10 protein-coding genes are annotated in these 13,371 nt (G+C 71.9%); 5 read left to right on the top strand and 5 right to left on the bottom strand.

Annotated elements, in window-relative coordinates; genetic code table 11:
• Positions 1–32: 32 nt before the first annotated feature.
• Positions 33–1,910 (bottom strand): propionyl-CoA synthetase, encoded by a 1,878-nt coding sequence (locus tag OG439_RS32365; protein ID WP_326944491.1) that lies wholly within the window; start codon positions 1,908–1,910, stop codon positions 33–35.
• A gap of 195 nt (positions 1,911–2,105) precedes the next feature.
• Between OG439_RS32365 and OG439_RS32360 the strand changes: the two genes are divergently transcribed.
• On the top strand, positions 2,106–3,860 hold the full coding sequence (locus OG439_RS32360; protein ID WP_326944490.1) for a serine/threonine-protein kinase: 1,755 nt from the start codon (positions 2,106–2,108) through the stop codon (positions 3,858–3,860).
• Between the two features lie 69 nt (positions 3,861–3,929).
• Here OG439_RS32360 and OG439_RS32355 read toward each other — a convergent pair whose 3' ends face one another.
• Positions 3,930–4,499 carry a class I SAM-dependent methyltransferase gene (locus OG439_RS32355; protein ID WP_326944489.1) on the bottom strand — a complete coding sequence of 190 codons (570 nt, stop codon included), beginning with the start codon at positions 4,497–4,499 and terminating at the stop codon, positions 3,930–3,932.
• 82 nt (positions 4,500–4,581) lie between these two features.
• On the opposite strand from OG439_RS32355, the gene OG439_RS32350 reads away from it, so the two are divergent.
• Complete coding sequence (locus OG439_RS32350; RefSeq protein WP_326951668.1) at positions 4,582–5,295, top strand: AraC family transcriptional regulator; 714 nt, start codon at positions 4,582–4,584, stop codon at positions 5,293–5,295.
• Between the two features lies 1 nt (position 5,296).
• On the opposite strand, the gene OG439_RS32345 is transcribed toward OG439_RS32350, so the two are convergent.
• Positions 5,297–6,865: a dolichyl-phosphate-mannose--protein mannosyltransferase gene (locus OG439_RS32345; RefSeq protein ID WP_326944488.1), complete on the bottom strand. Its 1,569-nt coding sequence runs from the start codon at positions 6,863–6,865 to the stop codon at positions 5,297–5,299.
• A 79-nt stretch (positions 6,866–6,944) separates the two neighbouring features.
• Here OG439_RS32345 and rsmI point away from each other — a divergent pair, with 79 nt between their 5' ends.
• Both rsmI and OG439_RS32335 read left to right on the top strand, forming a co-directional pair.
• Positions 6,945–7,781: a 16S rRNA (cytidine(1402)-2'-O)-methyltransferase gene (gene rsmI, locus OG439_RS32340; protein ID WP_326951667.1), complete on the top strand. Its 837-nt coding sequence runs from the start codon at positions 6,945–6,947 to the stop codon at positions 7,779–7,781.
• Positions 7,782–8,093: 312 nt separating this feature from the next.
• The gene (locus OG439_RS32335) at positions 8,094–10,508 is read left to right on the top strand and encodes a LamG domain-containing protein (protein WP_326944487.1); all 2,415 of its coding nucleotides are present in this window, start codon (positions 8,094–8,096) and stop codon (positions 10,506–10,508) included.
• Here OG439_RS32335 and OG439_RS32330 read toward each other — a convergent pair.
• Entirely contained in the window at positions 10,505–10,981 is a 477-nt protein-coding gene (locus OG439_RS32330; protein ID WP_326951666.1) for a QsdR family transcriptional regulator, read from the bottom strand. The two genes, OG439_RS32335 and OG439_RS32330, sit on opposite strands and share 4 nt — an antisense overlap.
• Before the next feature lie 131 nt (positions 10,982–11,112).
• Here OG439_RS32330 and OG439_RS32325 point away from each other — a divergent pair, with 131 nt between their 5' ends.
• Entirely contained in the window at positions 11,113–12,072 is a 960-nt protein-coding gene (locus OG439_RS32325) for a quinone oxidoreductase family protein (RefSeq protein ID WP_326944486.1), read from the top strand.
• A gap of 47 nt (positions 12,073–12,119) precedes the next feature.
• On the opposite strand, the gene OG439_RS32320 is transcribed toward OG439_RS32325, so the two are convergent.
• Complete coding sequence (locus tag OG439_RS32320) at positions 12,120–13,364, bottom strand: aminodeoxychorismate synthase component I (RefSeq protein WP_326944485.1); 1,245 nt, start codon at positions 13,362–13,364, stop codon at positions 12,120–12,122.
• Positions 13,365–13,371: the final 7 nt, after the last annotated feature.

Raw genomic sequence — 13,371 nt, 5'->3', positions numbered from 1 at the left:
TACAGACCAGCCGGTGTATTTGGAACAATACTTTACGAAGTGCGCAGCGCCGCCCGGATCGCGTCCAGCACGGCGGGATCCTCGATGGTCGACGGCACCGCCTCGTCGCGGCCGTCGGCGATCGCGCGCATGGTCTTGCGCAGGATCTTCCCGGACCGTGTCTTCGGCAGAGCGTCCACAATGGACACGTCACGGAACGCGGCAACCGGGCCGATGTCGCGGCGCACTGTCGCCACCAGCTCGTCGCGCAGCTGGTCCGCGGGCGTGTCGACGCCCGCCTTGAGCACGACGAACCCGCGTGGCAGCTGGCCCTTGAGCTGGTCGGCGACGCCGATGACCGCGCACTCCGCGACCGCCGGGTGCGAGGCCAGCGCGGCCTCCATCGACCCCGTCGACAGCCGGTGCCCGGCGACGTTTATGACGTCGTCGGTGCGGCCCATGACGAACAGGTAGCCGTCCTCGTCGAGGTACCCGGAGTCGCCGGTCAGGTAGTGGCCGTCGTAGCGGGAGAGGTAGGCCTCGCGGTAGCGCTCGTCGTCGCCCCAGAGCGTCGGCAGCGAGCCCGGCGGCAGCGGCAGCTTGATCGTGATGGCGCCCTCGCGACCGGCCGGCAGCTCGTCGCCGGCCTGGTCGAGGATCCGGACGTCCCAGCCCGGCACGGGCTTGGTCGCCGACCCGGGCTTGACGTCCATCGGCTCCAGGCCGCGGAGGTTGGCCGCGATCGGCCAGCCCGTCTCGGTCTGCCACCAGTGGTCGATCACCGGCGTGCCCAGCTTCTCGCGCGCCCAGTGGTAGGTCTCCGGGTCGAGCCGCTCGCCGGCCATGAACAGCGTCCGGAACTGCTTGAGGTCGTACTTCTCGAGTTCTTTCGCGTCCGGGTCGACCTTCTTGATCGCCCGCAGCGCGGTCGGCGCGGTGAACAGCGCCTGGACGCCGTGCTCGGCGATGACGCGCCAGAAGGCGCCCGCGTCCGGCGTCCCGACCGGCTTGCCCTCGTAGAGCACCGTCGTCGCCCCGGCCAGCAGCGGCGCGTAGACGATGTAGGAGTGCCCGACGACCCAGCCGACGTCGGACGCCGTCCACCAGACGTCGCCCGGGTGGACGTCGTAGATCGCGGCCATCGACCAGGCCAGCGCCACCGCGTGCCCGCCGGTGTCGCGGACGACGCCCTTCGGCTTCCCGGTGGTCCCGGACGTGTAGAGGATGTAGAGCGGGTCGGTCGCCTTGACCGGCACCGGGCCGGCCGGGGACGCGCTCGCGGCCAGCTCGCGCCAGTCGACGTCCTGCTCGCCCAGCTCGGCCGGCGCCTGCTCGCGCTGCAGCACGACGACGTGGTCCGGCTGGTGCTCGGTCAGCGCCAGCGCGGCGTCGATGATGGGCTTGTACTCGACGACGCGCGTCGGCTCGATCCCGCACGACGCGGCCAGGATGACCGTCGGCTTCGCGTCCTCGATCCGGGCCGCCAGCTCCTTCGGCGCGAACCCGCCGAAGACCACCGAGTGCACCGCGCCGATCCGCGCGCAGGCCAGCATCGCGATCACGGCTTCGGGGACCATCGGCAGGTAGACGATCACCCGGTCACCGTGCGTCACGCCGAGCGAACCCAGCGCACCGGCGAAGCGCGCGACCTCGTCGCGGAGCTGTTCGTAGGTGAACGTGTGTTGCTGTCCGGTCACGGGGGAGTCCCAGATCAGCGCGTCCTGCCCGCCGCGGCCGGCCTCGACGTGGCGGTCCAGGGCGTTGTAGGAGGTGTTCAGCTCCCCGTCGGGGAACCAGCGGTAGAAGGGCGGGTTCGTGTCGTCGAGGGCCCGTTCCGGGGCCTTCGTCCAGGTGATCGTCTTGGCCGCTTCCAGCCAGAACGCGTCCGGCTCGGCCAGGCTCCGCCGGTAGGCTTCGGAGTACGCGCCCATTGCCGCTCCTTCGCGTCGAACGTCCCGCCGGTCCCATCATGACGCCGCGACGGCGGGCCCGCCGGATTCCGTGCGGGATTCGGCCGCCGGAAAGACCCGGCAACCCAACGGCGGCGGCGAGCGTCCTAAGCTGGACCGCGGGGAAATGCCGCGTGACGGTAAGACGTGAACACGGACAGTGAGGGGAGCCCGGCAGTGAACGGACTCGCGAGCGCGTTGCTCTCGCTAGCCCATTCCTTGTTCGGCCCGGGCTTCTGCCCCGGCGACTGGGTCTGGGCCACGAGTGCGGCGGGCGCGCTCGTCGCGTTGCTGCCGCCGATCGGCGCGCTCGTCGTCTCGATCATCCGCAAGGGCACCGGCAACCGGTACGACCTGACGACGCTGTCGGTGTTCGGCGTGATCGGCCTGCTCAGCACGCTGGTGCTGCCGTGGCTGCTGTCGAACGGCGTGTCGGGCGTCTACCGCATGGTGTTCGCCGGCCAGAAGTCCGGGCTGTCCGCGAGCGAGGTCGCGACGCTGAAGGGGCCCGGCGGCTGCTGGGTCGACTCGCAGGTCAACTACCTCGGCGGCCGTCAGACGGTCTTCGACGTGCTCTCTTCCGGCAGCACCGGCGCCGACGACCTCCCGTTCTTCGTGTACCTGCTGGCCTTCATCGTGCTGCCGGCCGGGTCGCTGCTGTTCGTGATGCTGCAGGGGCGCACGGCGTTCCGCCGCGGTCCGAAGTGGCCGTCGCGGTTCTTCTGGATCCCGTTCGTCGCGATGGCCCTGTTCAGCGTCGGCATGGAAGCGAACACCGCGCTGCACTTCTGGCTCGGGTTCCTGCCGTTCAGCGTGCTGGGCCTGATCCCGGTCGCGATGGTCGGCCCGCCGCCGTGGTCGGTGATCAACCGGCCGGACGTGCCGCCGCGCCGCGAGCAGGAGCCCTACCGGCCGCCGCAGCAGCCGCCGTCGCAGGTCCAGCCGCGGCCCACCCCGCCGCCTCCGCCGCCCCCGATCAACAAGCCGTACCCGAAGACGGCGCTGGCGTCCGCGCCCGAGCCGCCCCCGATGGCGGGCGCGCTGGCCGCGGCGCCGGGCCCGATCCCGCCGCCGCCGGGTTCGCGCAACGCCGGCGGTAGCCGCTACCGGCGCGTCAAGCAGCTCGGCGCCGGTGGTTTCGGCACGGTCTGGCAGGCCGTCGACACCCAGCTCAACCGCACGGTCGCGCTGAAGATCGCGCACGCGCCGGACCGCGACACCGCCGAGCGCATGCAGCGCGAGGCCCGCGCGCTGGCCGTCGTCAGCCACCCGAACTGCGTCAAGGTGTACGACCTGGCCGAGGAGCCGGACGGCCTCGCGCTGGTCATGGAGTACCTCGAGGGCCGGCCGCTGGCCGAGCTGGTCGACGGCCAGGGCCCGCTCGACGACATCGCCGCGGGCCGGCTGTGGGCGACCATGGCGGGCGCGCTCGCGGCCGCGCACGAGAAGGGCGTGCTGCACCGCGACATCAAGCCGTCGAACGTCGTGCTCGACCCCAGCGGCCTGGCCCACCTGATCGACTTCGGCATCGCCCGCAGCCAGGGCGACTCCAAGATGACGGCGACCGGCATGATGATCGGCACGCCGGACTTCGTCGCCCCGGAGCAGGCGATGGGCGCGACGGCCTCACCGGCGTCCGACGCCTGGCAGCTGGCGGCGACGATCAGCTACGCACTGACCGGCCAGCCCCCACGCGGCACCCGCGAGACGCCGATGGCCGCGCTGATGGCCGCGGCGCGTGCGGAACCGGTGTCCCGGCTGCCCCAGCGCAGCGCGCACGCACGGCTGCTGGCGGCGTCTTTGGACCCGGAACCGCGACGCCGTCCGACGCTCAACTCGGTGCGGCGCGAGGTGGAGGGCTGGCTGTCCCGGGCGGGCAAGTCCCTGGACGGCCCGGTGACCCGGGTGGTCCCGCGCCAGCCCCACCGCTGACCCATGCTCGTGAGTGGTAATTCGGGTTAGAACCCTAATTACCACTCACGACAAGCCGCGGCAGACCCCTCAACCCGGCTTCGACGCGGAGAAGATCACCAGCTGCTTCGGCTCCAGGTGGACGTCCACCTGCTCGAAGCCCGCCTTCGCCAACCGCGCGGGGAACGTGCCCGCGTCGATGACGTTCATCGTGTCGCCGATGTGCAGCAGGCGGAACCTGAGGTTGAGCTGGCCGTCGCTGCCGCAGTACGTGCCGCCCGGGCGCAGGACCCGCGCGGCCTCGGCGAAGATCGCGTCCTGCAGCCGGTCGGTCGGCACGTGGTGCAGCATCGTGAAGCAGACGACCGCGGAGAACCGGCCCGACTCGAACGGCATCTCCGCGCCGCTGCCCTCGACGACGTCCGCGCGGGCGCCGTACTTCGCGCGCAGCAGCTCGGTCGACGCGGGGTCGATCTCCAGGACCGTCAGCTTCGGCACCACGCCCAGCAGCACCTTCGTCGTGGCGCCGAAGCCGGGGCCGATCTCGAGGACGTCGTCGCCAAGCTCCCGCTCCGCGAGCCACGGCGTGAGGCGCTCCTCGACCGTGTTCGCCCACTTCTCCGAGCTGCAGATCTTGCGGTGGATCAGGTTCATCGGCATGGCTCCGACGTTAGGGAGCCGCCGCGGTGACCGGTAGCCGATAGACTGACAACCGATGTCGCAAACCGGCCAACCCCACGCGATGCTGCTCGGCGAGGTCGACCTGCCGGCCGGCACCTGGTTCCCGTGGCACGAACACCCCGTCCACCAGCTCGTCTGGGCGGCCAGCGGGGTCATCGCGGTCAAGGCGGGCGACGCCGGCTGGGTCCTGCCGCCGACACGCGCGCTGTGGATGCCCGCCGGCGTCCAGCACCGCACCGGCGCGCTCGGCAAAGCCGCGCTGCGCGGCATCTACGCGCACCCCGACCGCAGCCCGGTGTCCTGGCCGGAGCCGCGGCTGGTCGCCGTCCGGCCGCTGCTGCACGAGCTGCTGGAGTACCTGACCGGCGACGGCGTCGCCCGGGAGGCGCGGCTGCGGGCCGAGGCCGTCGCGTTCGACCTGCTGGAACCGCTCGACGTCGTGCCGATCGTGGCGCCGTCGCCCGCCGACCCGCGGGCCCGGGACGTCGAGGCGGCGGTGCTGGCCAACCCGGCCGATCCGCGCGGCCTCGCCGAGTTCGGCCGGGACGTCGGCGCGGCCGAGCGCACGCTGGCGCGGATCTTCGTCCGTGAGTGCCGGATGCCGTTCGGGACGTGGCGCACCCAGGTGCGGCTGCGTGCGGCGCTGCCGTTGCTGGCGCAGGGAATCCCGCTGACGACGGTCGCGCACCGCGTCGGCTACAGCTCGGCGAGCGCGTTCGTCGCCGCGTTCCGGCGCGCGGTCGGCGTCACGCCGAGGGCGTACTTCGCGGGCTGAGCTACCGCCAGGACGGCAGCCAGCGTTCGGCTTCCCACTGGCCGGTCGTGATCGCGATGCCGTTGAGGATCGGCCACAGCCAGGCGAAGTTGGCCACGACGAGCCCGACGTACAGGCTGACGACGAGCAGACCGGTCCCGCGTCTTTCGAACCCGCGTTTCGCGCTGCCCAGGATCTGGCCCAGGCACAACGTCAACCCCAGCACGAGGAACGCGGCCAGCGGCGTCGCGTAGAAGAAGTACATCTGCCGGTCGATGTTGGTGTACCAGAAGACGTACCCGCCGAGGTAGCCGACGAGGACGGCGGCGTAGCGCCAGTCCGCGCGGAAGATCGAGCGCCAGGCCGACCAGGCGAGCATCGGGATGGCCAGCCACCACATCGCCGGCGTGCCGATCAGCATCGTCGCGCTGACGCAGCGGGACTCGCCGCAGCCGGTGACCTCGCCGTCGTAGCTGTAGAGCATCGGGCGCAGCCCCATCGGCCACGTCCAGGGCTTCGACTCCCACGGGTGCGGGTTGTCCTTGGGCGTGACCAGGGTTTCGTGGAAGTGCAGGACGTTCGCCGAGTAGTCGCCGAGCGAGCGCAGCGACGCCGGGATCCAGCCCCAGACGCCCGGCGCGATGTCCTTGATCTCGGTGTAGTGCCGGTCGGTCGCCGTCTCGCTGGCGAACCACGCCCAGTACGCGCCGAGGTACATCACGAGCGGGATGAGCAGGATCGCCCACAGCGCGGGCGCGACGTCCCGGCGGATCGTGCCCAGCCAGGGCCGTTCGACGCCGGCCGCGCGCCGCGCCGCGACGTCGAACCCGACGCACAGCAGCCCGAACGCGACGATGTAGTAGAGCGCCGACCACTTGACGCCGAAGGTCAGGCCGATCATCAGCCCGGTCGCGAACCGCCACCAGCGGAAGCCGAGCTTCGGCCCCCAGACCGTCTCGTTGACCCAGCCCTCGCGGACGGCTGTCGCGAGCCTGGTGCGCACCTGGTCGCGGTCGACGAGCAGGCAGGCGAACGCGGCGAGCACGAACAGCGCGATGAAGATGTCGAGCATGCCCATCCGCGACTGCAGGTGCAGGACGCCGTCGCTGATCACCAGGATGCCGGCGATGGCGCCGAGCAGCGTGGACCGGGTGAGCCGGCGGGCGATGCGGATGGTCAGGAAGATGATGAGCGTGCCGGCCAGCGCGGGCATGATCCGCCAGCCCCAGCCGTTGTAGCCGAACAGCCACTCGCCGACCGCGATCAGCTGCTTGGCCAGCGGCGGGTGGACGACCAGCTCGTAGCCGTAGTTGTCCTCGTAACCGCCGTTGCGCAGCACCTGCCACGCCTGCGGGACGTAGTGCTTCTCGTCGAAGACCGGGCTGCCCTTGTCGGTCGGGCTGCCGAGGTTCTGCAGCCGGACGATGCCGCCGATCACGGTGAGCACGATGGTCACGAGCCAAGCGCGCAGCCGGTCGTCCGGCATGCCGCGGCCGAGCAGGGTCGTCTCGCGGTCGGTCGGCGGCCGGAGCGCCTCGACCGGGCCCGGCCGGACGCTTTCGTCGTCGGGACGGGTCAGCACGGCGGTCACGGGGCGATCCTACGGGCGGGACAGGGCGTACGTCGTCCGGATCCGCCGACCCGCCTAGGCTGGCCGGGTGAGCTCATCGGTGACAACCGGCCGCTTGGTCCTGGCCGCTACCCCACTCGGCGACGTCCGCGACGCTTCGCCCCGCCTGGCGGAAGCGCTGGCCGAAGCCGACGTCGTGGCCGCTGAGGACACCCGCCGCTTCCGGTCGCTGGCCTCGGCCCTGGACATCACCCCGCGCGGCCGCGTGGTGAGTTTCTACGAGGACGTCGAGACGGCGCGCCTGCCCAGGTTGCTCGAATCGTTACAGGCGGGCGAGACGGTGGTGCTGGTGACGGACGCCGGTATGCCCAGTGTGTCCGATCCGGGCTTCCGCCTGGTGGCTGCGTGCGTCGAAGCGGACATTCCGGTGACGTGCCTCCCGGGCCCGTCCGCGGTGACGACGGCGCTCGCTTTGTCCGGTTTGCCGTGTGACCGGTTCTGTTTCGAGGGTTTCGCGCCGCGCAAGCCGGGCGAGCGGACGAAGTGGCTCACGTCGCTGGTCTCCGAGCCGCGCACGGTGGTGTTCTTCGAGTCCCCGCACCGGTTGGCCTCCCTGCTGGCGGACGCGGCCGCGGCGCTGGGCGCGGACCGGCGCGCGGCGGTGTGCCGCGAGCTGACGAAGACGTACGAAGAGGTGAAGCGGGGCTCGTTGGCGTCGCTGGCCGAGTGGGCCGCGGACGGCGTGCGCGGCGAGATCACGGTGGTGCTGTCGGGCGCCGAGCCGCGTGCGGTGTCGGTGGCGGACCTGGTGGCGGAGGTGGCGGACCGGGTCTCGGCGGGCGAGCGGTTGAAGTCCGCGGCGGCCGAGGTCGCGGAGGCGACCGGAGTGTCCAAAAAGGAACTGTACGACGCGGTCCTGGCGGCGCGGAAGTCCTGAGCCGGTGCCCATCTCGCCTGAGTCGTTGCTGATCTTCCCGGAAGACCGGCGCCGGGCGGCCGCGGAGGCTGCCGAAGCCCGAGCCGAGGCGGCACGAATCCGCACATCGCGGCCACCCGAGTGACGCACTCCGGGCCGGCGAGGGTCGCGCCGAACCGCCCGTTCACTCCAGGGCAATGTCCTGTATGTGCGACTTGTGGCGTGTGAGATCGAGATTGAGCCGTTCGGTCGCTACCGCCGCAGTCGATCATCGACGATCGTTCCCGGTGGGCGCGGCCAGGACTGTCCAGGTCGCGGAGGAGGGGTTTCCGCGTGTCTTCCGTTGTGCGTTCTTCCCGGTCGAGAGCCGGCCGTGGCGGGCTCTTCCTCGTGCTGGCCGTGGTGTCCGGGATCATCCCCGCCGCGGTCTTCGCGCGTCCGGCTGACGGCGCGACCGTCCCGCAGGCGCCCGGCGCGCCTGCGGTTTCCTCGCAGACGTACCCGGCCGATACGTTCGGCGGCGGCCCGGGTGTGCCTGGTGACTTCACGTTCACGCCGGCCGGCACCGGGTCCCCGGTCGACCACTACGTCTGGCGACTGGACAACGCGGTCTCGCCGAGCTGCAACGGCGTCGAGGCCGGCACGGTGAAGCCGACGGTGCCGGGCGGTCCCGTCACCACGACCGTCGCACCCGCCGGTTCGGGTCCGCACGTGCTGAGCGCGTGGGCGTGCGACAGCGCGGAGACACCGTCGGCGCGGACCGACTACTCCTTCTCGGTCAAGGACGCCGCGGCGCCGGTGGCGGCGTGGCAGTTCGAGGGCGACACCCGCTCGCAGTTCGCCGGCCTGCGCTACGCGGGTGCCGGTTCGGCCCCCTTCGCGCCGGGCAAGCTCGGTCAGGCGGTGCCCGTGAGCGGCCGGCCCGGCGACTACCTGGCGACGAGCGCGCGGGTCCTGGACCTCGGCAAGTCGTTCTCGGTGTCGGCGTGGGTCGACGCGGCCGACCTGAGCAAGCGGCGGGTGGTGCTGTCCCAGGACGGCGCCCGGACGAGCGGGTTCGCCCTGCAGTACCTGGAAACCGGCAAGTGGGCGTTCAGCCTGAGCGGCTCGGACGTCGCGAACCCGGTCGTGCGGTCGGCGGTCTCGACGGCGGCTCCGGCGACGGGCGTCTGGACGCACCTCGCCGGCGTCTACAACGCGGCGGCGCACACAGCGACGCTGTACGTCGACGGCCAGGCCCAGCAGACGATCCCGGCCACGGCTTCGGGCGGGGCAGGCCCGCTGGTCCTCGGCGGCGGCCTGGCCGCGGGAGCGCGGGCGGACCTCTTCCACGGGGCGATCGACGAGGTGACGGCCTTCGGACGCGCCCTGTCCGCCGCCGACGTCACTACGCTCTACAACCAGAACGGCTTCCCGACCGGACTTTCCGCCACCCGTGAGTACACATTGGACGGTGACACGGCCGACGCCACCGGCGCCGACGGCACGCTGACCGGGGCGAACGTCGCCTACGGTCCGGGCTACTCGGATTCGCCGGGCCGGTCCGCGACCGACGACTCGATCGGCCACGGCCGGGGCCAGGCGCTGGCGGGCACCGGCGCGGTGACGTCGTCCCCGGTGGTGGACACCGCGGGAGGCCTGGCGGTTTCGGCCTGGGTGAAGCTGGACAAGCCCGGCTGCTACACCTTCGCCGCGCAGGGAGGCACCTCCGGCGACGCGTTCAGCCTCGGTGCCACGTCCGACAGCCTCGAGTTCGGGCTGAGCACCACCGGGGGCCTCTGGCGGTGGGCGAAGACTCCCATCATCCCGCATCTCGGGAAGTGGACCCACCTGACGGGTGTCCACGACGTGCTCGCGGGCAAGGAACGGCTGTACGTCGACGGCACGCTCGCCGCGGAAACGACGATCCCGGCGGGCACCGCGTGGCGGTCGACCGGCCCGTTCCGGATCGGCGCCTTCGCGGGATCGATCGACCAGGTCCAGGTGTGGGACCGCGCGCTGCCGGCCGCCGAGGTGGCCGAGCTCGCCAACACCGCCGTGCTGCGGGCGAACTACCAGCTCGACGGCACCACGACGGACTCGGTCAGCGGTGTCACGGGCACCCCGGGCGGGAGTTTCCAGCTGACGACCGACGACGACGGCGCGGACGTCGGCCGCTTCCCGTTCGACGGCGCCGCCCAGGTCGAAGGGCCGCGCCCGCAGAACTTCCGCAGCGACCGGAGCTTCACGGCCGAAGCCTGGGTCAAGCACACCTGGACCGAGGCGGACGCCGAGCGGGAGAAGCAGCGTGACCCGTCCGACCCCGCGGGCGTGGACAAGGCCGGCCGCACGGCGCTCGGCGCGAACAGCGCATCCTCCTCGCCGTACCTCCTGGGCTACCGCGGCGCGCAGGACGCGAACGGCACCTGGCGCCCCAGGTGGAACTGGACACTGGGCACGACCCAGGTGACGCCGGACGGGGACGCCGAGTCCGGCGTCTGGACCCACCTCGCCGGGACGTACGACGCCGTGACGCACCAGGCGTGCCTGTACGCGACGACGGACGCGTACGAGTACAGCCCGAAGTGCGTCGGTGACGTCACCGGCTGGAACGGCGCGAGCGATCTCGAGGACCTCTTCCTCGGGCGTGGTCGTGTCAACGGCCAGGACAGCGATCACTGGTACGGCGACCTGCGAGGCATCCGGGTTTACAGCGGCGTGCTCGACCAGCAGCACATCAACGTCGACACCATCCTCGACCACCCTTAGGTCAGCAGCGCGGTCACCGCGGCGTGGGCCTTCGACGCGTCCGGCGCGTCGCCCGTGATCACGTCCGTGTAGACGAACGACTCGCCGATCCGCACCAGCAGGTACGCCAGGTCCGGTACCGGTAATGGCGGCACGAGCCGGCCGGCCGTGACTTCAAGGTCCAGCAGCTCCACCAGCTTTGCCGTGGTCCGTTGCTGGCAGACGCTCGCCTTGGTCGTCAACAGCCGCAACGCGCGCTCTGGCTCTCGGCGCAGGAAGTCGCGGAAGGGCGGTGCGTCGTTCGCGAACCGGACATAGCCGCTCACGAAGTCCGCCACGCCCGCGGCGCCGCGGCCCACCGACGACGGCCACAGCCGGGCGATCGACGTCGAGGACAGGGACCACAGGATCTCGCCCAGCAGCTGGTCGCGGCTGCCCACCCGGCGGTGCAGGGTCGCGCGGCTGATCGACAGCGCCGCCGCCAGCTCGCCCATGTCCACGCGGCGGCCGGCCAGGAACCAGTCGCGGGCCAGGTCGAAGGCAGTCAGTTCCGTTTTGATGAGCGCCAAGCTACCACGGCGTGAGACATATGCCAGAATGTCTCAACCACGACGGAGGGACGCAGATGCGCGCAGTTCAGGTGACCGAGTTCGGTGGACCCGAGGTGCTCACGCCCGTCGACCTGCCCGATCCGGTGGCCGGGCCCGGTGAGGTGCTGATCGACGTCGAGCGCGTCGGCGTCAACTACGCCGACACCCACCAGGCCGAGAACTCCTACCTCGCCCCGGCGAAGCTGCCGCTCGTGCCCGGTGGCGAGGTCGTCGGGCGCACGCCGGACGGCAAGCGCGTCGTCGCGCTGCTCAACAGCGGTGGCGGGTACGCCGAAAAGGCCGTCGCGCCCGAGGTCACCACGTTCCCGGTGCCCGACGGCATCGACGACCTGACCGCGCTGTCCATGCTGGTCCAGGGCGCGACCGCCTGGGTGCTGCTGCGCAAGAACGCGCACCTCGAGCCGGGCGAGTCCGTCGTCGTGCACGCGGCCGCCGGCGGGGTCGGGACGATCGCCGTGCAGCTCGCCAAGGCGTGGGGCGCGGGCCGCGTCATCGCGACCGCCAGCAACGACGAGAAGCGCGCGCTCGCCCTCGAACTGGGCGCCGACGTCGCGGTCGACTCGCGCGCCGAGGACATGACGGCGACGCTGCTGGAGGCCAACGGCGGCCGCCGCGTCGACGTCGTGCTCGACATGGTCGGCGGCAGGACGACCGACCAGAGCATCGCCGCGCTGGCGGCGTTCGGCCGGCTCGCGTTCTACGGCATGGCCGGGCGCGAGTCGCCGAAGCCGCTGGACCTGCGCAACATCCTCGGCCACAGCACGACGGTCAGCGGCATGTGGCTGCCGCACGTCTTCCGCCTGCCGGGCAACGTCTTCGGCACGGCGCTGACCGAGCTGTTCGACCTGGTCCTGGCCGGAAACCTCCGCGCGATCCCGGGCGGCGAGTACGCACTGACGAACGCCCGCGGCGCACACGAAGCCCTGCGCTCACGCGGCACGGTCGGCAAGCTCCTCCTCGACCCGGCGAAGTAAAGCCGTGAAGGCCTCCTTACCGGCCATAAGAGCCGGTAAGGAGGCCTTCACGGCTTTGAAGCCAGCAGGGCCTCCAGCGGCGCCGCCTTGTGGAGGCACTCCTGCCACTCCGCCTCCGGGTCCGAATCCGCCGTGATGCCGCCGCCGACGCCCAGGGTTATCGAGCCGTCCGCGATCTCGAACGTCCGGATCGCGACGTTCAGCTCCAGGCCCGCCGCCGGGGAGACCAGGCCGATGGCTCCCGTGTAGACGCCGCGGCCGGACGGCTCCAGCTCCGCGATCAGGTCCTGTGCGCGGATCTTCGGCGCGCCCGTCACCGAGCCCGGTGGGAACGTCGCGGCCAGCAGCTCGGCGTCGGACACCGACGGGCCCAGCACGCCCGAGACCGTCGACTCCAGGTGCCACACCCCCGGCGCCGGGCGCACCCGCAGCAGCGACGGCACCGTCACCGAGCCCACTTCGCACACCCGGCCCAGGTCGTTGCGCACCAGGTCCGTGATCATCACGTTCTCCGCGACGTCTTTCGTGGACTGACGCAGCAGCACAGCGTTGCCGGAATCAGCGGGTCCGCGCCGGGGGAGCGTCCCCTTGATCGGCGTCGACAGCACCGAACGCCCGTGGCGCGCCAGGAACAGCTCCGGTGAGAACGACACGACCGAACCCCACGAACCCGACAGGAACGCCGCCCGGCGCGGGTTCAGCCGGGAGACGCCGGTGGCGAACAGCGCGGCCGGCGAGCCCGCGAACGAGCCCGTGAACCGGGTGCAGATGTTCGCCTGGAACAGCTCCCCGGCCTCGATCGCGTGCACGCACGCCTTCACCGCGTCCCGGTGCTCCGAAGGCAGCGGACGCCGTAGGGGACCGGCCGTCCAGGAAGGAGCGACCGGCGAAGAATCCAACAGAGACTCCATTGTGGACACCGACGGGCCGCCGCCGTCCAGGGACTCCAGGTGGCAGGTGCCCGACGCCGACCAGCGCAGCACGTGGTCCGTCCAACCCCACGCCGTCGCGGGCAGGGCGCCGCGCTGGCCCGACGGGTCCGCCGAGTCGTAGGACAGGTAGCCGAACCAGCCGCCGCCGACCACGCCGTGCGGGGCGTCCACCGGTGCGGGCCAGGACACCGGGCCCGGGGACACCTCGAGCGACGGCGCGATCACCGCGCGTGAGCCGAACCAGTCGCCCGACAGCATCGCGGGCGGTGGCAGGCCGCGGGCCCGGGCGTGCGCGGCCAGGACCAGGAGCGCGCGCGACGGCGTCACGTTCGTCCGGAGTGTCCTGCTCTGCACGCGCATGGCGACA

The organism is Amycolatopsis sp. NBC_01307, from assembly GCF_035975215.1.
Classification (GTDB): domain Bacteria; phylum Actinomycetota; class Actinomycetes; order Mycobacteriales; family Pseudonocardiaceae; genus Amycolatopsis.
Note: the sequence above shows the minus strand (reverse complement) of the source record. Positions and strands in the feature narration are given on the sequence as shown.